Origin of the sequence: Bradyrhizobium sp. CCBAU 11357 (genome assembly GCF_028128865.1) — a bacterium.
Taxonomy (GTDB): Bacteria; Pseudomonadota; Alphaproteobacteria; order Rhizobiales; family Xanthobacteraceae; genus Bradyrhizobium.
In genome coordinates this window covers 509,883-528,146 of sequence record NZ_LBJW01000113.1, presented here as the reverse complement: position 1 = coordinate 528,146, position 18,264 = coordinate 509,883, and the positions used below count along the sequence as shown (strand labels likewise).

Here is an 18,264-nt window from a genome sequence, read left to right as displayed (position 1 = left end):
GGTGCCCTCAGTTCGCCGCCGCAGCGCCGTAGCCGCCGCCACCGCACATCTCGATCGTGACGAGATCGCCTTGCTGCAACACCAGGTTCGACTTGCCGTCGATCGCGACGTTTTGGCCCTGCCGGACCAGCGAGATGCGGCAGGCCTTGCCGGGATGGCCGCCCTGCATGCCCCAGGGCGCCATCACCATGCGTTCGATGCAGCTGGTCAGGTGCATTGATGGCGCCAGGATGCGGTAGGTGCGGACGGAGCCGTCACCGCCGCGATGCGCCCCCGCGCCGCCTGACTGCCGGCGAATGGCCTGCTGCTCCAGCCGGATCGCGTAATTCGCCTCGATCACCTCGACCGGCGTGTTCGAGGTGTTGGACAGATGCACGCGGGTTGCGGACGTGCCGGCCCGATCGTGCCGCGCGCCTTCGCCGCCGCCATGGACCTCGTACAGCATCTTCCAGGAACCGTTCGGCCGCGGCTCGGCGAAGAACAGCACGCCCGCGGTGGTCGCCCCGCCCGCCGACAGGCGCTCGGGAATGGTGTCCTGCATGGCGCGAAAGATCGCATCGACGATGCGCATGGAGGTCTCGTGATTGCCGGCGGCAACGGAGGCGGTCCAGCCCGGCTCCAGGATCGAGCCCGGGCGCGTGATGATGGTCAGCGGCCGCAGCGCGCCGGCGTTCTGCTGCATGTCGCGTCCGCTCATGATGCGCGCGGCATAGGCGACAGCCGAGCGCGCCATGAACGGCGTCGTGTTGCAGAAATTGGAGACGCGGTCGCAGCTTCCGGAGAGATCGAAGGTCGCTTCATCCCCGCGAATGGTGATCTTCACATGGATGCGCGCCGGCGCGTTGTTCGCGCTGCCGTCGTCGAGATAATCCTCGCCCTCGTAGACGCCATCCGGAAGATCGCGCAGCGCTTCCCGCATCTCGATTTCAGAGAGATCGTGCAGGCGCGACTGCGCCGCCATGAAGACCGCCTTGCCATGCTCGCGGCAGAGCTCGACGATGCGCTTCTCGCCAGCCTTGGTCGCCGCGATCTGGGCGAGGAGATCGCCCTCGCAGGATTCGGCATCGCGAACGTTGGCCTTGAGCAGCTGCACGATCGGCGTGTTGAGGCCGGCAGCGGTTGCGATCAGCACCGGCGGAATTCGCATCGCCTCCTGAAACGTGTCGACCGCCTTGGCGAAATAGCTGCCGGGCCAGGTGCCGCCGATGTCGGGCCAATGCGCGAGGCTGACCGCGAAGGCGACCATTTCGCCGTCGAAGAAGACGGGGCGCACGACCTTGACGTCGTTGAGATGATTGCCGCCGAGCGCGCCGACATTGTAGATCACCACGTCGCCGTCGTTCAGGCCATCGCGCGGCATGACCTTCAGCAGCTCAGGGATCGTATAGGCCATCGCGCCGAGATGGATCGGAATGTCGCGGCCCTGCCCGACCAGGCCGCCGTAGCCGTCGGTGATCGCTGACGAGAGGTCGCCGGCCTCGCGCAAAAGCGGCGAGCGCGCCGAGCGCGTCATGACGAGGCTCATCTCCTCGGCCGCGGCGGAGAGCCCATGCCTGATGACCTCGACGACGAACGGATCGAGCTTCATGCTGCCCCCCGCGTCAGGAACAGATTGCCTGATATATCGGGTTTCGCCTGCCAGCCAGGTGGCACCACCACCGTGGACCATGCGTCTTCAATGATGGTCGGGCCGCTGACGGTCTCCGTGAGCGAGGCGCGGTCGATGATTGCCGTCGCGATGTCGTGGAAACCGTCGAACGAGCAGATGCGCGTACCTGACGACACCGCCCTCACCGCAGTCGCCGGCCGACTTACGACGGTCGTCGACGGGCGGCGGGCCTGCACCCGCACGGATTCGATGACGCAGGGCTCGCCGGTCGCATAGCCGAACAGCTCATGATGCCGCGTCAGGAAGTCCTGCTTCAGCCTGACAACGTCGAGCGGCAGCGTGAACCATACCGGAATGGCGTCATTCTGCGCCGCATAGCGCATCAAGGCCACCAGCTCGACCTGGATCTCCGCTCTTGCAACATTGTTGGCGAGAAGCGGCGCCGAGGCATCGGCAATCAGGGTTTCGATCCGCTCCGAGACGCGGGCGAGATCGATGCCGTCGAGGGCAGCGCGAAGGGTCTGCTGCTGCAGGAAGCTGAAATCGGCGGTGAGGCAGCCCAGCGCCGAGAACGCACTCGAGGCAGTGGGCACGACGACCTCTGCAATCCCGTAGAGATCGGCGAGGCCCGCGGCATGCATCGGGCCGCCGCCGCCGAAGGCCAGCAGCGTGCAGTCGCGCCCGTCGATGCCGCGCTCGACCGTGACGCGGCGGAGCGCGCGGGCCATGGTCGCGTTCGCGACCTTGATGATGCCGAGCGCCGTTTCGGTTAGGCTCAGTCCGAGTGCGTGCGCAATTGGCGCGATGACACGCTTGGCGCTCTCGATGTCGATGCCGATGCGATCGCCAAGCTTGGTCTCGGGATTGAGATAGCCGAGCACGGCATTGGCATCGGTGATGGTGGGCTCCGTGCCGCCACGGCCATAGCAGGCCGGGCCCGGCTCGGAGCCGGCGCTCTCGGGCCCGACCGTCAGCCCGCCGGGACCGTTGCGCACGATCGATCCGCCGCCCGCGCCGATCGAATGCACCGCGAGCATCGGCTGGCGCAGCGGCTTGTCGCCGAGCATGCGGCCGTCGGTCATTTCGGCCTGGCCGTCGACGATCAGGCACACGTCCGTCGTGGTCCCGCCCATGTCGAAGGTCAGCATCCGCGAGCAGCCGAGCTGGCGCGCGATGCTGACCGAAGCCGAGACGCCCGCCGCCGGCCCCGACATCGCCATCACCAGCGGACGCCGCTTTACCGCCGAAATCGGGACCATGGCGCCGGCGGAGTGAAACACCTGCAGGCCCGCCCCGATCGGCAGCCGCTGCTCCAGCTCGCTGAGATATTCCACCGCGATCGGCATCGCGGCCGCGTTGAACACGGTCGCCGAGGTCCGCTCATATTCGCGTGCCTCGGGATTGACCTCGTGCGAGAGCGAGACATGGGCGACGAGGTCCTTGAGCCGCTCGCCCAGCATCTTTTCATGCACCGGATTGGCATAGGCGTGAAGGAGCGCGACCGCGACGCTCTGCACGCCGGTCTCTTTCAGCCACGCCACCAGGCGGTCGATCTCGGCTTCCTCGAGCGCCTTCAGCACCCGCCCCTCATGATCGAGGCGCTCGGCGAGCCCGAAGCATCGCTCAGGCGGCACCAAAGGCGGCGATTTTGGCGGAATGTCGAGCCGGTAGAGATCGCGCCGGCGATAGCGGGCGATCTCGAGCACGTCGGCGAAGCCTTCGGTCGCGACCAGCGCCACCTTCGGCAGCCGGTTCTCGACGATCGCGTTGGTCACGCGCGTGGTGCCGTGGACGAAGCGCTTGATCTCGCTCTTACGCAGGCCGACTGCCTCGATTGCCTCCAGCATCGCCTGCACCGGAGCGTCGGGGCGCGACGGCACCTTCGCAATTCGCGCTTCCGCGGAATCGCGGCGAATGGCGATGATGTCGGTGAAGGTGCCACCGATATCGGTGCCGACCTCCCAGTGATTGTCGGAGTAGCTCATCTGCACAGTCAGCTACGCGTGACGTCCGGACCGGACGCCAGGTCCTTCCCGGCCATTGCCGCATCCAATGCCAAAGCGAGCACGCTCATCGTCATTCCCTGTCATGCCATCACGTGCGAGCGTGCGACAGAGCGATGGCCGCGGGATAGGGTCGGAGTTGTCGCAAACCACCGAGCCAGCGAGCCGCCGGCATTGCGCGGCGCACCATCGGCTGCACCGTTTTGGTGCAGCGCTGCTCGCGCAGAGAGCAGAAGCATACGAAAGCCAGAAATGTGCAGCGCACCCTTGGATTCTTCGACACAAATGGGAGCGCCCGTTGCACTGCAATCGGATCGCGCAAGGCCGTTTGTCTAATTTCCAGGCGATCGAACTGCGGTGCGGGAGAGAGGACTGACCAGGAGCTATGCACGCAGGTCGGCTCAGCCTCTCTTTATTGTACGGTCAGTAAGCGAGGAGGATCACCGGCCGCTGGTGGATAACCAGGCGCAGCACCGGCGCCCCCGAACAGGTCACGCCGGGTATCGCGATTGGCTATGCGCTCGCCAGCGACGCCCGCAAGCGTCGCCAACCGATGACGACGCCGGTGATGGAGAACATCAGTCCGAGCGTACAGAGGCCGACAATGAGAGCGTCACGCAGCCGCGCGTGAGCCAGCAGAATCGGGAAATCAAGCGTGTGCAGCGCACTGTAGAGCCAGCGATAGACCCGCCGTGACGGGTCCAGTCTTTGCAGCACCTTGCCATTGGCGGCATCGATATCGAACCAGAGAGCGCCGCAGAGCGTGCGGTAGACAGGAGCCCCGGGAATAGCGGATTGCGCCGGATAGTCGTCGTTGTCGGCGAGCAGGAACGGTGCGGCACAGCCGGCGCCAAGGCGCGCCGTCAGACCCCCGATCTCCTGCGTATCCAGGTATGCCGCCTGTCCATCGCGCGGCGCGTCCCCTGCCCGGATCAGAGTCTGGTGGCCGAGCGCGATCCGATCGCGCCGATAGATCTTGCCGCCGAAGGCGAACCATTCGACCTCGCGCGCCGACGGCGATATTGGCTGCTGATCGAGCGGTGAAGCGTCTCGCCAATCCGGGACGGCATCGATCACGCCCGCCTCTGCCGGCGTCAATTGCCCGCGCGAGAACAGGCGGCCGTGATCCATCGAGAGCCAGCCGCTGAAGATCCAGCTCAGCACGAACAGCATCGCCGCGAGGCCGATCAGGTGATGCAGCGCATGCCAGCCACGGTAAGGCGAGGCGATTTGGCCCTTGCGAAACCTGATCCGCACGATTCCGAGCACCGCGCCAAGCGATGCCGCGATCAGGGCCAGCAGCGACAGCATCCAGACCACCCGATCCCACAGCACCCAGCTGCTGCGCAGAACCGTCGGATAGATCCAGTGCAGCACGCTGCCGGCCCAGTTCCACGCGCGCTCACTGCGCGTCGTATCCAGGACGACCTCCCCGGTCAGCGACGAAACGTAGACCTCCGTTCCAGGGGCATCGCCGAGAGCGGCGCGAAACAAGGGGCGATGGCGATCAAAACCGTTCGGCACGCTCCATTGATCGTAGTCCGACCGAGCGGCGATCGCGGCGCGTGGCGCGTCGAGCCCGCGCTGACGTGAATAGCCCTGCACGATGGTGAGCGCGACACCGGCGGACGTCACCAGCGCGTCTCCTCCATCGGAGGCGCGAACCGCTCGCGAACCTGCGGGGCCCGAGACGACGTAGACCGGTCCATCACTGCGCTGGATCAGCCGAACACGCGTCCCGTCGGTGATTCCGCTCGCAGCAACGGCGTCCGCGACCGAGATCGTCTTGTCACGATCTAGCGGCGCGAGTCCGGCAACTCGCTCCGCTTCCGTCAGCGACGGAAACGGGACGAAGTGCATCACGATCCCGCTCGCGAACCACATCGCGAACAGCAGGCAGAACGCGATCCCGAGCCAGCGATGCGAGAGGACGATCGCGCCCATCATGCGCTCAAGGCCTCACCATTTGAACGCGGCCGAGACCTCGTAGGTGCGCGGCGCGCCCAGGAGGATCTGGTCGGGATAGAACGGATCGCCCCAGATCGCATAGCGCTTGTCGGTGATGTTGCGGACGCGGAACGTCAGGCGGGCCTGGTCGACCGCGTTGAACACGGCCTTCGGGATATCGACGAAGGCGTAGACGTCGGCCACGGTGTAGGCCTTCATCGTCACGACGTTCGCATCGGTGTTGTAGCGGTCGCCGACATGACGGCCGGTGATGCCGAGCTCCACAGGCCAGGGCGTGAAGAACCGGTAAGATGCACCGGCATTGGCCACGATACGCGGCACGTTCGGCGGCGTGTTGCCGGAGAACGAGCCACCGACGAAATTGTAGTCGGCATAGCGCGCATCGACATAGGCGATGTTGCCCCAGAGCCGCAGCGGCTCGATCGGGCGCACGGAGGCGGCAAGCTCGACGCCCTTGGACTCCTGCCGCCCGGCAATGTTGAGAGCCTGCCCGCCGGCCGCCGCATAGACGTTCTTGCGCAGGATGTCATAGGCCGAGAACGACCACTCCGCCCTATTGTCCCAGAACAGATGCTTGACGCCGGTCTCGTAGGTGCGCGACGTCGTCAGGTCCAGCGGCTGGGTCGGCAACAGCAGGAAGATGTTGTTGGCTGCGACGTCGGCGCCGGTGGCGTACTGGCTGAAGAAGGTCAGGCCGGGCACGGCCTCCCAGGTGTAGCCGATGCGTCCCGTCACCGGCGCCCAGTCTTTCGTGTACGGAAAGCCTGCCTTCTCCAGCCCGGCCTTGTCGGTCGAGTTCCGGTCGAGTCCGATGTGCTCGACACGCAGGCCCCCGATCAGCGCGAAGCTGCGCGTCAGCTTCAGCCGGTCCTCGAACGACAACGCCTCGTTGTCGATGCGCGCGGTCTGCTGCTGTGTCGTGAGCAGGCCGTAGAAGCCGCGGTTGGGATCGACCAGCGAAACGGAATCCCCGGGAAAGTTTGCCGCGCCGGGCCTGACGAAATCGAGATAGCTCGACGACAGCGTCGTGACCAGCCGGTTGTCGAAGCCCGCAATATTTGTGTCCCAGATCAGGTCGGTGATGTTGCCGACCAGCCGCTGGCTATGGGCGACATAGAAGCGCTCGCGATCGACCAGGTTCGTGGTGGAGTTGAATGCCTCGATCTCGTTGTTGAACCAGGTCCGTTCGGCGCCATAGCCATAGGCCTGACTTTTCACCGTGAGGTCAGGCGCGAGCTTCAGCTCGAAGCCGCCGCGCAGCCACACTTCCTGCGCCAGGTTGCGGTTATCGAGAACGTTGTAATTGGTGTTGAAGGTGCGGTCGTCGATGGTGACGGCACCGAGATTGGTACCGTTGTAGTTCGAGACGTAATTGCCGGAGACGATCCCCGTCGTCGCATGCGAACCGCTGAAGGCGACCGGCACCAGCGGCGCGCCCCAATAGGCCTTCGAGCGGTCTTCGCGATACTCGACCGCACCCCAGATCTTGAGGCTGTCGGAGACCCGGTAATTGAGCTGGCCGGACGTGCCGAACGTCTTGACGTTGGTGTCGTCGGCAAAGCCGTTCAGCGTGGAACGGCTGATGTCGAAGCGATAGTCCATCCCTTGCACATTGGTGCTGCCGCCGGAGCCGTAATGGGCCCGGAACGAATTCAGCGAATCCCAGGAGAAATTTGCCTCGTTGCGGATCGCTCCGGTGTGCGGCTGCTTGGTGACGAAGTTGATGGCGCCTCCCGCGGCACCCTCGCCCGAGATCAGCGAGGCAGGTCCTTTGAGGAATTCCACGGCCTCCAGATTGGCGGTGTCGACGATCCGCGAGGTCATGTTCTGCGGACCGATCTTGATGCCGTTGTAGAGCGTGTTGATCTGGCTGTTGGTGAAGCCGCGCATCGAGAAGGCGGAAGGTTCGGCCGGGTTGTCGCCGGAGGTGACGCCGACGGCGCCCTGCGCCACCTCGGACACGGTGCGATAGCCCTGCTCGCGCATGGTTTCGGCCGAGATCACCTCGACGGTCGCGGGCGTCTGCCGCACCGTCAGGCCGAGCCTCGAGGCGCTTTCGGCAACGGCATTGGTGTTGAGCGGCGTTTGCGCCGTCGAATCCGGCATGACGGGTTTTGGCGCTGCCGATACGGCCGCCGGCCTGCGCGCTGCCGCGCGGCGCGCGCTCGCCGCCTCTCCTGCTGCCGGTCTGGCCGGCTTGCGCGCCTGGGCGGGCGACACCTCGACGGGTGGCAGCGGCTCTCGGACCTGCTGCGCCAGAGCGGCAGGCGGATCGAGAACGGCGAAGGACGTGAACGCGGCGGAAACCAGCAGGACGCGGCGCGGTCGTGCGATACGGATGGAAGACACGGTACTAAACCTCGGTATGACGTCAGTGGCACGTCACAGCGAACGAGGTCTCACCTTTTGGCCTTGCAGCCGTCCGATGAAGCCGAATGTCTGTACTCCCCGACCGACATCTTCGCGTGTGACCACGGCTGACGGCAGGTCTCCTGGCTCGCGGGTCGTGACCTCTTCGTCGCCTTCCCGGGACCGAGGACCCAGTGGCTCGTGACGAAGGATTCACCGCTCACAGTTGCGGGGGCAGCCGCGGCATTGGGGACAATTTTCCCCGCACCGCATTCCCTTTTCATTCCCTCTCGGGAAAACCGTCGCGAGCATCTAGGATTACCACCAAGACAGAGTCAATGTGCCAGTTGCGGCGTCGTGGCAACAGCGACAAGCTTCCTTGGAGATGAGCATGGAAGGCGAGACCTTCCTCTGGTTGATACGGCACGCGGTTGTCGCGGGCGTAGCCGGGACGATCCATGCAGCCGATGCGCCGGCCGATCTCGGCGATCGCGCGGCATTGGCGGCTCTCAAGCAGCGCTTGCCCGCGGATGTCGCAAGCTATGCCAGCCCATCGCGGCGCACGGTCGAGACGGCGCGCGCGCTGGGGCTGGAACCGGAGCTGGTCAGCGAATTCCAGGAGCAGGATTTCGGCGATTGGACCGGCCATCGGCATGACGAGCTCGCCGCAACCGGCGGCGAGATCTACGCGCAGTTCTGGCGCGATCCGGCGCGCGGACGACCGCCGAATGGCGAAAGCTTTGCGGATCAGGTCGCCCGCGTCCGGCTCGGCCTGTCGCGGATCGGCCCAGGCTCCGCAGCGCTGGTGGTGCATTCCGGCACCATCCGCGCCGCGCTCTGCATCGCGCTCGATCTCGCACCGGAAGCGGCGTTGCGCTTCGTGATCGATCCGTTGTCGCTGACCCGGATCGACCGGCTCGCCAGCGGCTGGCGCGTCGTCTCCGTCAATCAGCGGATCAGCTAGGCCTGTCAGGCACATTGGCCTGCGCAAAGGTCGCCATGCCGTTGTGAAGTGCGCAGGCCGAGCGCACCAGCGGCAGCGCAATGGCGGCGCCCGATCCCTCGCCGAGCCTGAGATCGAGGCTGATCAGCGGCTGCACGTTCAGCGCGCGCAACACCAGCCGATGTCCTTGCTCCGCCGATTGATGCGAGGGCAACAGGAACGGCAGGCAGGAGGGATTGAGGCGCGCCGCCGCCAGCGCCGCCACCGAGACGATGAAGCCGTCGATCAACACGGGAATGCGGCGTTGCGCGGCCGCGATGATCGCGCCCGAGATCGCCGCGATTTCGAGGCCGCCGACCGCGCACAGGATTGTCTCGACCGAGGCTGCGGCGACGCGATGGCGCGCGATCGCCGCATCGATCACCCGCGCCTTGTGCGCGCGGCCGGCCGCATCGATGCCGGTGCCGCTGCCCGCGATCTCCCCGGCGCTCACACCGAGCAGGCTCGCAGCAATCGCCGCCGATGTCGTGGTGTTGCCGATCCCCATCTCGCCGAAGATCAACAGATCAGGCCGGCTGGCCTCGGCGCGAACCACCGCGCGCTGGCCGGCCGCGAAGGCGAAGGCCAATTCCGCCGGGGTGAGCGCGGCCTCGGCACTGAAATCGCGCGTACCGCTGCGCGGCTTGTCGGTGACTACTCCGGACATCTGCTCCTGGGACAGCGTACCGGCATCGACGACCTCGAGGCTCGAACCCAGCTCGCGCGCCAGCACGGAGATCGCGGCGCCACCGGAGGCAAAATTCGCCATCATCGCGATGGTGACGGCTTGCGGATAGGCCGACACGCCCTGCGCGACGATGCCATGGTCCCCCGCGAAGATGATGATCGGGACCCGCGCGGCGCGCGGCTGCTCGGTGGCCTGAAGGCCCGCAAGCTCGATCGCGAGCTGCTCCAGCCGGCCGAGCGCGCCCGTCGGCTTCGTCAGTTGCGCCTGCCGCGCAACGGCCGCCTCGCGATGGACCGCGGAGATTTCGGGGCAGTTCTGGGTGACCCATTCGGGAAGCATGCTGCCTCGCTCAACGCCTGCGTTTGAGAATGTAGCTGTCCATGATCCAGCCGTGCCGCTCGCGTGCGTCCTGCCGCGCGGCGGCAATGCGTGCGCCCATTTCGGCCAGGGTGCCGGACATGAGGATCTGATCGGACATGCCGAGATAGGCACCCCACCAGATGTGAAGCCCAGCCGGATCGAGCGACTGGAACGCCGTGCCGCCGTCGAGCATCACCACGACTGTATCGACACCCGCCGGCCAGCCGCCTTCGCGCAAGCGCCGCCCCGTCGTGACCAGGAACGGCTCGCCGATGTCGTTGAGCGGCAGCGCATGCGCCGCGCACAGCGCCTGGATCGTGGTGATGCCCGGCACGACTTCGATTGTCGGCAACGGATTCAATCGCCGCGCAATGCGCAGCGAGGAATCGTAGAGCGACGGGTCGCCCCAGATCAGCAGCGCGACCTTGCCGTCACCGCCGAGATGGCTTGCAATGGTCCGCGACCACGTGGCGGCAACGGCATCGTGCCAATCGTCGACGCCCTTGCGATAGTCGGCCTCGGTCGCGTCGCGCACGGGAAGATCGAATTCGGCGATCCGCGTCGCTTTGTTGGTGAGCACGTCAGTGCAGATCGTCCGCCTGAGATCGGCGAGATCGGATTTTGCGCTTCCCTTGCGCGGGATCAGGACGAGATCGGCCGCGTTGATGGCGGCAATCGCGGCGCGCGTGAGCTGCTCGGGATCGCCGCAACCGATGCCTATCAGGGAGAGCGTGAGCATCGGGTGTGTGGGGCGGCCATGACGGCCGCCCCTTGTCTCTTAAGCCGCGTTGTGCAGGCGAGGCGTGACGAAGCCAGGCGCGGTGACACCACGCAGCGACTTCGCCAGCGCCAGCACGGCAAGATCGGCCAGCGGCTCGATCACGATGACCAGTGCGTAGGACGCCGCGAAGGTCGCGATGCTGGCGAGGTTGCTCATGGCGAAACCGGAACCATAAAGCGCCCAGAACGCCACCCACGCGATCACGCCGGCCTGGTAGGTCGTCGAAAGCGCCAGCGCCTGCCGATACTTCAAATCAACATAGGCGCTGTTGCGCGAAATGATCCGGGCAGCGATTGCCTGGATCGCGAACAGTGGCACCAGCAGCGTCGTGACGTTCATGCCATATTGCGGGATGTCAGCGGGCTCGAAGAAAACGCCCTGGAGCAGCAGGCCGAGCGCAAGGCCGAAGGCCGCGGGAGCCGCGCCGAACAGCAGGAACAGGGTCGAGCCGAGAATGAAGTGCACCTCGGAAACGCCGACCGGGAAGTGCGGCAGGATCTCGAAGAACACGAACACGAGGGCCGTCGTGGCCAGCGTCCGCGCGGCGAACGACACGACGCCCTGCTCGCGCACGGTCTCGACCGCAAGCTTCAAGGCAACGCCGCCTGCGGCGATTCCGGTTGCGTAACTCAACACGAGCTTGGCGCCCGTCACGACGCCGGGTTCGATATGCATGGCTCAATTCCTTCCTGCCGTCACACCCGACGGCCTTGGCCTCAAAACATGCACGGCCGGTCTCCTGGCTCGCGGTTCACTGGGTTCTCCGGCCTTCCCGGACCTTGCGGACCAGTGGCGGTTCGGAGCCCCTCACCGCTTACAGTCGCGGGGGCGGCTGGGGTTTTGGGCGCCGCAACTGGGTCCGCCCATCCCCATTCCCGATTATGCTCCGGCGCTTTGCGCCGCGTCGAGCACCATGCCGCTCTTGTGTGCCCCTTTCGCATTGCGGGCGTCAAGGGGCGAACCGCTGCCGGAGCCGTCATGCCGGATATTCTCCCGCCAGCGCGCCGAACAGGATCACGGCGGCGGTGGAAGCGGCACCGCCGCGGCCAAGCTGCTCGGCAAGCTCGGCAATCGTGGTACGGACCAGCCGTTCGTCGGGACGCCCGAGAGATTCGGCGAACAGCGCCGGGGTGCTGGGGGCGAGACCGTGCGCGATCAATTTTGCGGCAAGCGCCGGAAAGGTGCGCCGGCCCATATAGACGACGGTCGTGGCCTCGGGATCAGCCAGCGCCGCCCAATTCAAATTCGGCGGCAGCTCGCCTGTGACGTCGGCCCCGGTGATGAACTGCACCCGGCGGGAGGTATGCCGGCGGGTCAAGGGAATGCCGGCCTGGGCGGCGGCGACACAGGCGGATGTGACGCCGGGAACGATCTCGTAGCCGATGCCGGCCTCGCGCAGCGTTTCCAGCTCCTCCTCGAGCCGACCGAAAATGCCGGCATCGCCGGACTTGAGGCGCACCACGCGCGCGCCGGTTGCGGCGTAGTCGACCAGGAGACGGTTGACGTGGTGCTGCTTGGTCGAAGGACGCCCGGCCCGCTTCCCCACCGCGACGAGATTGGCACCGGGCCGGGCAAGATCGAGGATCGCGCCGGAGGCAAGATCGTCGTAGAGCACGACATCGGCCTCGCGCAGCCGCGCGGCACCCTTCACCGTGAGGAACTCGGGATCGCCGGGACCGGCGGACACGAAAGAGACGAAGCCGCTCACCGGTCCTCCGCGATCAGATGGAAGAACGTGCCGGTGGCATGGCCACGGCGCGAGCCGGTCTCTGCAATGACTGTGCCGGTGGCGTCGTGCACGACCGCGAGCGGCGTATCGGGCTGGGTGAGGATGGTCGAATAGTGGAACTCGTGGCCGCGCAGGCGCGCACCCGGCCGATGCCCCGGCATCGGCGCGGCGAGTTCGGCCAGACGATAGCCGAGATGCATGCGGCGCTTGGCAAAGCTGGTCTCCAGGCCGAGCAGCCCCGTCATCTCATGGCTGATACCGTCGGCGTCGGTGAGGCCTGCGCCCAGCACCATATAGCCTCCGCATTCGCCATGCACGGGCCGTGTCTCGGCGAAAGCGCGCAAGGAGCTGCGAAAGCGCGCATTGGCCGCGATCTTTCCGGCATGCAGCTCGGGATAGCCGCCCGGCAGCCAGCACACGTCGGCGCTCGCATCGGGCGCTTCGTCGGCCAGCGGCGAGAACGGCACGATCTCGGCGCCCGCCGCGCGCCAGGCTTCCAGCATGTGCGGATAGACGAAGGAGAATGCCGCATCGCGGGCCAGCGCGATGCGCTGGCCGGGCGGCGTTACGCTCATGTCGTTCGCCGCAGCTTGCGGCGACCATTTGCCCGCCGAGTTGAGCACCGCATCGAGATCGACGTGCTCGGCAACGAAGCGCGCGGCCTCGTCGATCAGCTTGCCGATCTCGGCCTGCTCTTCAGCCTGCACGAGGCCGAGATGCCGCTTCGGCAGACTGATCTCGGCATGGCGCGGCAGCGCGCCGAACACGGTGATGCCGGCCTCGTTCAGCGCGCGCCGCACCAGATCCTCATGGCGCGGGCTGGCGACGCGGTTGAGCACGACGCCGGCGAGGCGCACGCCGGCGCGGTAATCGCGAAGGCCTGTGGCGATCGCCGCCGCGGTCTGCGCCTGGCCGGAGGGATCGATCACAAGAACCACCGGCCAGCCCAGCATCTCCGCAATGTCAGCGGTCGCTCCGGTGCCGGAGACACCGCGCGCAGCGACACCGTCGAACAGGCCCATCGATCCCTCGGCGAGCACGACATCGGCTTCAGCACCACGGCTGACTAGATGTGCGATAGTGCCGCGATCCATCGCCCAGCTGTCGACGTTGACCGAGGCGCGTCCCGTGGCCGCGGTGTGGAAGGCGGGATCGATGTAATCGGGCCCGCTCTTGAAGCACTGCACGTTCAGGCCGCGATGGCGCCAGGCGCGGGCGAGTGCCAGCGTCAGCGTGGTCTTGCCGACGCCGGAGGCCGGCGCGGAGATGACGAGGCTCGCAGGCATCACGACGCCTCCGGAAAGCGCGGCTCGGCACCGACGGGCCGGTAGCGACGGTCGTAATCGGCGGCGTAGAGACGGCTCTCGTCGAAATCGGCCGCGCCAAGCGTCTTGCCGACCAGGATCAACGCCGTGCGCTCCATCTCGCCACCCACGGCCGCATCGAGCGTTGCCAGCGTCGCGCGCACGATGCGCTGCTCCGGCCAGCTCGCGCGCCAGACGATCGCGACCGGGCAATCCGCGCCGTAGTGCGGCGTCAGCTCGACGACGACTTGGTCGAGCAGATGGATCGACAGGTGGATCGCGAGCACCGCGCCGGTCGCGGCGAACGCGGCGAGCTTCTCGCCTTCGGGCATCGCGCTGGCTCGGCCCGGCGTGCGCGTCAGCACGACCGTCTGAGCAAGACCGGGCAGCGTCAGCTCGGTTTCCAGTGCCGCTGCGGCAGCCGAGAATGAGGGAACGCCGGGTGTCACTGTGTAGGGAATCCCACGCGCGCGCAAACGGCGGAGCTGCTCGCCCATCGCCGACCAGATCGAGAGATCGCCGGAATGCAGCCGCGCGACGTCCTGGCCTGCCGCATGCGCGGCTGCGATCTCGGCGATGATCTCGTCGAGCGACATTGGGGCAGTGTTGACGATCCGCGCTCCCGGCGGGCAATGCGCCAGCACGCCCTCCGGCACCAGCGAGCCGGCATAGAGGCAGACCGGACAGGCCGCGATCAGGTCGCGGCCCCGCAAGGTCAGCAAGTCAGGCGCGCCCGGCCCTGCGCCGATGAAATGCACGGTCATGGGCCGTCTCCTTCGGCAATCGCGGCGGTCGCGGTGCGATCCTGCGAGACAACCCGTGTTGCAATGAGCCGCGCGCTGGGACCTGCGACTGCGAGCGCCGCAGCCTCGGCCACAGATCCGGTGCCGAACTTCTCCGCGACGAGCTTCGATTGCGTGAACGTGTCGATGCCGGCCAGTGTCGCGGCCGGAACGGCCCGGATCGGCACGCCGCACTCACGTGCGAGCTGCTTCAGTGCGTCGGTATCGGCCTTGTCGCTGACGGTTGCCACCGCCGCAAGTCCTTCCGCACCGCCGGCAGCCAGCAGCGCTTCGCGCAGCGAAGCCAAAGTCACATCGCGCTTGAAGCCGAGCCCGGCGACCTTCATCGCATCGCACTCCACTGCACCACGGGACGTGCTGGCTCCCACGACCGATAGCGCCCGAGCGGGGCGACTTGAGAAATCTCCACCCGCGTCAGCTCGCCACCATGGCGCTGATGGAGCTCGCCGAGCAGCGCTTCCGTCTCCAGCGTCACCGCATGCGCCACGAGCCGCGCTCCGGGCGAGAGCCGCGTCCAGATCGCATCAAATAACACTTCGTCGAGACCACCGCCAATGAAGACGGCATCCGGCGCTTCCAACCCGACAAGTGCTTCCGGTGCCCTGCCCGTGACGACTGTGATGCGATGCGCCAGACCGAAGGCGGCTGCATTCTTGCGGATGTTCGCGGCGCGATCCTCGCGCGCTTCGACTGCAATCGCCGTCCCGCCGCACAGCGTCCATTCCACTGAGATCGAGCCTGAGCCAGCGCCGAGATCCCACAGCCGTTCGCCGGACCGAGGTGCCAGTGCCGAAAGCGCGAGCGCGCGCACCGGCCGCTTGGTGATCTGGCCGTCGTGGACGAACAGATCGTCTGGCAGGCCCGAGCTGCGGGGAATGCCCTGTGCGCCCCTCGCCCACACCGCCACCGCGACCAGATCAGCGGCGACCTCCTCGGCAAAGAGGTCGACACGATGCTGGTCAGTGTATTCCCGTGGCCCGCCAAGCGCCTCGAGCGTCCACATCAGTGACGCGCCCCATCCGCGCTCGGTCAGCCATTTCGCGAGATCGCCGACCGCCGCTGCGTCGCGCATCAGGCAGATGATATGCGCATCTCGCACCAGATGCGGCACCAGGCGCTCGAACGGCGCCGCATGGAGGCCGATGCACGTCGTTGCCTCCAGCCGCCAGCCCAAGCGCGCGGCGGCGAGCGAGAAGGTCGACGGCGCGGGGTGCGCGATCCATTCGTTGGCCCCAAGCTTCTCGGCAAGACTGGTACCCGCGCCATGCCAGAACGGATCGCCGGAGGCGAGCACCACCGTTGGCCGGGCGCGGCAGCTCAGCACGACATTCGCATCGAACGGCACCGGCCACGGACGGCCGCGGCTGCCAACGCCGGCAAGCGCGAGATGGCGCTCGCCGCCGAACACGGTTTCGGCCTTGGCAAGCGCCTTTCGGCTTGCCTCCGACAGCCCGGCAAGGCCATCTTCGCCGATACCGATGATGGTCAGCCAGGGATCAGACATGATGCGCGCCCTCGTTCTGGGCGGAACGGCCGATGCGAGCTTGCTCGCTGCGGAGATCGCGCGCGCCGGCATCGATGCCGTCTATTCCTATGGCGGCCGCACGCGCGCGCCGGCCGACCAACCGCTGCCGACCCGCATCGGCGGTTTTGGTGGCGTGAGCGGGCTGGCCGACTACATCCGCCGCGAAGGCATCACCCATGTGATCGATGCGACGCATCCCTTCGCCGCGGAAATGAGTCGCAACGCCGTCGAGGCGTGCGCGGAAACCGGCACGCCGTTGCTTGCGCTGGAGCGCGCGGCCTGGATCAAGGCGCCCGCCGACACCTGGATCGAGGTGGCGGATGTCAACGCTGCCGTCGCCGCGCTGCCGGACGCCGCTGCAAACGTGTTCCTCGCCATCGGCCGCCAGCACATTGCGCCATTCGCGACGAAGCCGCAGCACGCCTACACGCTGCGCTTCGTCGATCCGCCCGACGCGCCCCTGCCCTTCGCGGCCGATGTGATCGTGTCGCGCGGCCCGTTCACTTTCGACGGCGAGCTGAACATGCTGCGCACACGCGGCATCGCCTGGATCGTCGCCCGCAATTCCGGCGGCGACGGCGCGCGCGCCAAGATCGATGCGGCCCGCGGGCTCGGCCTTCCCGTAATCATGATCTCGCGACCGCAGCTGCCCGAGCGCCGACGGGCCGAGCGCGTCACTGACGTGATGCGATGGCTCGGTCATTCTGCCCGCCTCGGCGCATAGACCCAGCGGCCGACGCGGCGTGTCTGCGAATTGCCCAGGATCACCAGCGTGCGCATGTCGGCCATCTCGGGTTGCGCCTCGTTCAGCGTAACGGTCACGATCTTCTCGTCAGCCGCACTGATCGCGCGCGCGAAGATCACGAGACGCTCGCCGCAGCCGGCCTCGCGAAGCACTGCCAGCGCCCGGCCGAATCCTTCCGGCCGGCTTGCCGAGCGCGGATTGTACATCGCGATGGCAAAATCGGCTTCCGCCGCAAGGCGCAAGCGTTTCTCGATCACCGCCCATGGCTTGAGGTTGTCGGACAGGTTGATCGCGCAGAAATCATGGCCGAGCGGCGCGCCGGCGCGTGCCGCCGCCGCCAGCATCGCGGTGACGCCCGGCAGCACGCGGATCGGCAGATCCCGCCATTGCGGCGCCCGTTCGAGCGCCTCGAACACGGCGGATGCCATCGCGAACACGCCGGGATCGCCGGAGGAGACGACCACGACCTGCCCGCCTTGGGCGGCAAGCCGCAGGGCTTCGCTCGCACGTTGCAGCTCTTCGCGATTGTCGGAGGGATGCAGGGTGAGCCCAGGCCGCGGCGGCACGCGCGAAACATAGGGCGCATAACCCAGAATATCGGTCGCCGTCGCGAGCGCGGCCGTGACCTCGGGCGTCACCAACGCGTCGCTGCCCGGCCCGAGGCCCGCGATGGTGAGCGTGCCCGTCATTCGGCGGCGTCCAGATGCCGGCCCTTGCCGTGCACGAGCACGATCGCGAAATAGGGACAATCGGCCGCATCGATCTCGGCGAGCCGCACCACCCGCTCGCCCGGCATGGTGCCGCGCTCGACCAGCCAGGCATCATCCAGCCGCCCGGCGGCTACGAGCGCGCGGCGCACTTTTGCGAGATTGCGGCCGGTCTTCATGACGACCAGCGCATCGGAATCGCGCATGCGCCGTTCGAGCTCGGCCTCGGGGAGCGTCCCCATCAGCACCGTCGTGACGTCGTCGCCGAGCGCGATCGGCTGCCCGACGCCATTCCAGCAACCGACCATCCCGGGAATGCCGGCGATCACCTCGATCTCGACGCGGCCTTGCAGGCGCGTGTGCAGATGCATGAACGATCCATAGAAATAGGGATCGCCCTCGCACAGCACGACGACGTCGACGGCGCGCGACAGCCGCGCCAGGCGCTCGGCCCATTCGTCGTAGAAGCCAGCGAGCAGCTGGACATATTCGGGGCTGTCGAAGGCGATCTCCGTCGTGACCGGATACTCCATCGGATATTCGGTGACGCCGCCCGTCAGCATGCCCTCGACGATGCGGCGCGCCTGACCCGGCCTGCCCTTCTTGCGGAAATAGGCTACGTGGCTGGCGCCACGCACCGTGCGATCGGCACGCACGCTCATCAGGTCGGGATCACCGGGGCCGAGACCGCAGCAGATGATGCGTCCCATC

The 18,264-nt window shown here is 67.1% G+C and carries 16 protein-coding genes and 2 riboswitches; of the genes, 2 read left to right on the top strand and 14 right to left on the bottom strand.

Features of this window, described 5'->3' with window-relative positions; all coding sequences use genetic code 11:
- Positions 1-7: 7 nt before the first annotated feature.
- The 4 genes from XI05_RS38215 to XI05_RS38200 all read right to left on the bottom strand — a co-directional run bounded on the left by XI05_RS38215 (position 8) and on the right by XI05_RS38200 (position 7,929).
- Positions 8-1,588 (bottom strand): hydantoinase B/oxoprolinase family protein, encoded by a 1,581-nt coding sequence (locus XI05_RS38215; protein ID WP_271511463.1) that lies wholly within the window; start codon positions 1,586-1,588, stop codon positions 8-10.
- The gene (locus XI05_RS38210) at positions 1,585-3,594 is read right to left on the bottom strand and encodes a hydantoinase/oxoprolinase family protein (protein ID WP_271511460.1); all 2,010 of its coding nucleotides are present in this window, start codon (positions 3,592-3,594) and stop codon (positions 1,585-1,587) included. Before XI05_RS38210 ends, XI05_RS38215 begins: the two co-directional genes overlap by 4 nt.
- Before the next feature lie 531 nt (positions 3,595-4,125).
- Positions 4,126-5,559, bottom strand: coding sequence for a PepSY domain-containing protein (locus XI05_RS38205; protein ID WP_271511457.1), 1,434 nt, complete (start codon positions 5,557-5,559; stop codon positions 4,126-4,128).
- Positions 5,560-5,571: 12 nt separating this feature from the next.
- Complete coding sequence (locus XI05_RS38200; RefSeq protein WP_271511454.1) at positions 5,572-7,929, bottom strand: TonB-dependent receptor; 2,358 nt, start codon at positions 7,927-7,929, stop codon at positions 5,572-5,574.
- Between the two features lie 116 nt (positions 7,930-8,045).
- A riboswitch (cobalamin riboswitch) is annotated at positions 8,046-8,248 on the bottom strand.
- Between the two features lie 72 nt (positions 8,249-8,320).
- On the opposite strand from XI05_RS38200, the gene XI05_RS38195 reads away from it, so the two are divergent.
- Positions 8,321-8,893: a histidine phosphatase family protein gene (locus XI05_RS38195; RefSeq protein WP_271511452.1), complete on the top strand. Its 573-nt coding sequence runs from the start codon at positions 8,321-8,323 to the stop codon at positions 8,891-8,893.
- On the opposite strand, the gene cobT is transcribed toward XI05_RS38195, so the two are convergent.
- The 8 genes from cobT to cbiE form a co-directional block, all read right to left on the bottom strand.
- Positions 8,886-9,938: a nicotinate-nucleotide--dimethylbenzimidazole phosphoribosyltransferase gene (cobT, locus tag XI05_RS38190; RefSeq protein WP_271511449.1), complete on the bottom strand. Its 1,053-nt coding sequence runs from the start codon at positions 9,936-9,938 to the stop codon at positions 8,886-8,888. The genes XI05_RS38195 and cobT overlap by 8 nt on opposite strands.
- 10 nt (positions 9,939-9,948) lie before the next feature.
- The gene (cobF, locus tag XI05_RS38185) at positions 9,949-10,698 is read right to left on the bottom strand and encodes a precorrin-6A synthase (deacetylating) (RefSeq protein ID WP_271511440.1); all 750 of its coding nucleotides are present in this window, start codon (positions 10,696-10,698) and stop codon (positions 9,949-9,951) included.
- Positions 10,699-10,737: 39 nt separating this feature from the next.
- Positions 10,738-11,415, bottom strand: a complete 678-nt coding sequence (locus tag XI05_RS38180) for an energy-coupling factor ABC transporter permease (protein ID WP_271511437.1) — start codon at positions 11,413-11,415, stop codon at positions 10,738-10,740.
- Between the two features lie 37 nt (positions 11,416-11,452).
- Positions 11,453-11,671, bottom strand: a riboswitch (cobalamin riboswitch).
- 45 nt (positions 11,672-11,716) lie between these two features.
- Positions 11,717-12,448 (bottom strand): uroporphyrinogen-III C-methyltransferase, encoded by a 732-nt coding sequence (gene cobA / locus XI05_RS38175; RefSeq protein ID WP_271511435.1) that lies wholly within the window; start codon positions 12,446-12,448, stop codon positions 11,717-11,719.
- Positions 12,445-13,755 carry a cobyrinate a,c-diamide synthase gene (locus XI05_RS38170; RefSeq protein WP_271511432.1) on the bottom strand — a complete coding sequence of 437 codons (1,311 nt, stop codon included), beginning with the start codon at positions 13,753-13,755 and terminating at the stop codon, positions 12,445-12,447. Before XI05_RS38170 ends, cobA begins: the two co-directional genes overlap by 4 nt.
- On the bottom strand, positions 13,755-14,537 hold the full coding sequence (cobM, locus tag XI05_RS38165) for a precorrin-4 C(11)-methyltransferase (protein ID WP_271511429.1): 783 nt from the start codon (positions 14,535-14,537) through the stop codon (positions 13,755-13,757). Before cobM ends, XI05_RS38170 begins: the two co-directional genes overlap by 1 nt.
- The gene (locus XI05_RS38160; RefSeq protein WP_271511426.1) at positions 14,534-14,902 is read right to left on the bottom strand and encodes a cobalamin biosynthesis protein; all 369 of its coding nucleotides are present in this window, start codon (positions 14,900-14,902) and stop codon (positions 14,534-14,536) included. The genes cobM and XI05_RS38160 overlap by 4 nt, the downstream gene beginning before the upstream one ends.
- Positions 14,899-16,080, bottom strand: coding sequence for a precorrin-6y C5,15-methyltransferase (decarboxylating) subunit CbiE (cbiE, locus tag XI05_RS38155; protein ID WP_271511422.1), 1,182 nt, complete (start codon positions 16,078-16,080; stop codon positions 14,899-14,901). Before cbiE ends, XI05_RS38160 begins: the two co-directional genes overlap by 4 nt.
- Between cbiE and XI05_RS38150 the strand changes: the two genes are divergently transcribed.
- Positions 16,079-16,825: a cobalt-precorrin-6A reductase gene (locus XI05_RS38150; protein WP_271511419.1), complete on the top strand. Its 747-nt coding sequence runs from the start codon at positions 16,079-16,081 to the stop codon at positions 16,823-16,825. The two genes, cbiE and XI05_RS38150, sit on opposite strands and share 2 nt — an antisense overlap.
- Here XI05_RS38150 and cobJ read toward each other — a convergent pair.
- The gene (gene cobJ, locus XI05_RS38145; RefSeq protein ID WP_271511416.1) at positions 16,801-17,535 is read right to left on the bottom strand and encodes a precorrin-3B C(17)-methyltransferase; all 735 of its coding nucleotides are present in this window, start codon (positions 17,533-17,535) and stop codon (positions 16,801-16,803) included. The genes XI05_RS38150 and cobJ overlap by 25 nt on opposite strands.
- Positions 17,532-18,263, bottom strand: coding sequence for a precorrin-2 C(20)-methyltransferase (locus XI05_RS38140; protein WP_271511413.1), 732 nt, complete (start codon positions 18,261-18,263; stop codon positions 17,532-17,534). Before XI05_RS38140 ends, cobJ begins: the two co-directional genes overlap by 4 nt.
- Position 18,264: the final 1 nt, after the last annotated feature.

Excerpts from the sequence above, each read along its gene's own strand:
- XI05_RS38215 (WP_271511463.1), bottom strand. The coding sequence starts at position 1,588 with ATGAAGCTCGATCCGTTCGTCGTCGAGGTCATCAGGCATGGGCTCTCC.
- XI05_RS38210 (WP_271511460.1), bottom strand. The coding sequence starts at position 3,594 with ATGAGCTACTCCGACAATCACTGGGAGGTCGGCACCGATATCGGTGGC.
- XI05_RS38205 (WP_271511457.1), bottom strand. The coding sequence starts at position 5,559 with ATGATGGGCGCGATCGTCCTCTCGCATCGCTGGCTCGGGATCGCGTTC.
- XI05_RS38195 (WP_271511452.1), top strand. The coding sequence starts at position 8,321 with ATGGAAGGCGAGACCTTCCTCTGGTTGATACGGCACGCGGTTGTCGCG.
- cobT (WP_271511449.1), bottom strand. The coding sequence starts at position 9,938 with ATGCTTCCCGAATGGGTCACCCAGAACTGCCCCGAAATCTCCGCGGTC.
- cobF (WP_271511440.1), bottom strand. The coding sequence starts at position 10,698 with ATGCTCACGCTCTCCCTGATAGGCATCGGTTGCGGCGATCCCGAGCAG.
- XI05_RS38180 (WP_271511437.1), bottom strand. The coding sequence starts at position 11,415 with ATGCATATCGAACCCGGCGTCGTGACGGGCGCCAAGCTCGTGTTGAGT.
- XI05_RS38170 (WP_271511432.1), bottom strand. The coding sequence starts at position 13,755 with ATGCCTGCGAGCCTCGTCATCTCCGCGCCGGCCTCCGGCGTCGGCAAG.
- cobM (WP_271511429.1), bottom strand. The coding sequence starts at position 14,537 with ATGACCGTGCATTTCATCGGCGCAGGGCCGGGCGCGCCTGACTTGCTG.
- XI05_RS38160 (WP_271511426.1), bottom strand. The coding sequence starts at position 14,902 with ATGAAGGTCGCCGGGCTCGGCTTCAAGCGCGATGTGACTTTGGCTTCG.
- XI05_RS38150 (WP_271511419.1), top strand. The coding sequence starts at position 16,079 with ATGATGCGCGCCCTCGTTCTGGGCGGAACGGCCGATGCGAGCTTGCTC.
- cbiE (WP_271511422.1), bottom strand. The coding sequence starts at position 16,080 with ATGTCTGATCCCTGGCTGACCATCATCGGTATCGGCGAAGATGGCCTT.
- cobJ (WP_271511416.1), bottom strand. The coding sequence starts at position 17,535 with ATGACGGGCACGCTCACCATCGCGGGCCTCGGGCCGGGCAGCGACGCG.
- XI05_RS38140 (WP_271511413.1), bottom strand. The coding sequence starts at position 18,263 with ATGGGACGCATCATCTGCTGCGGTCTCGGCCCCGGTGATCCCGACCTG.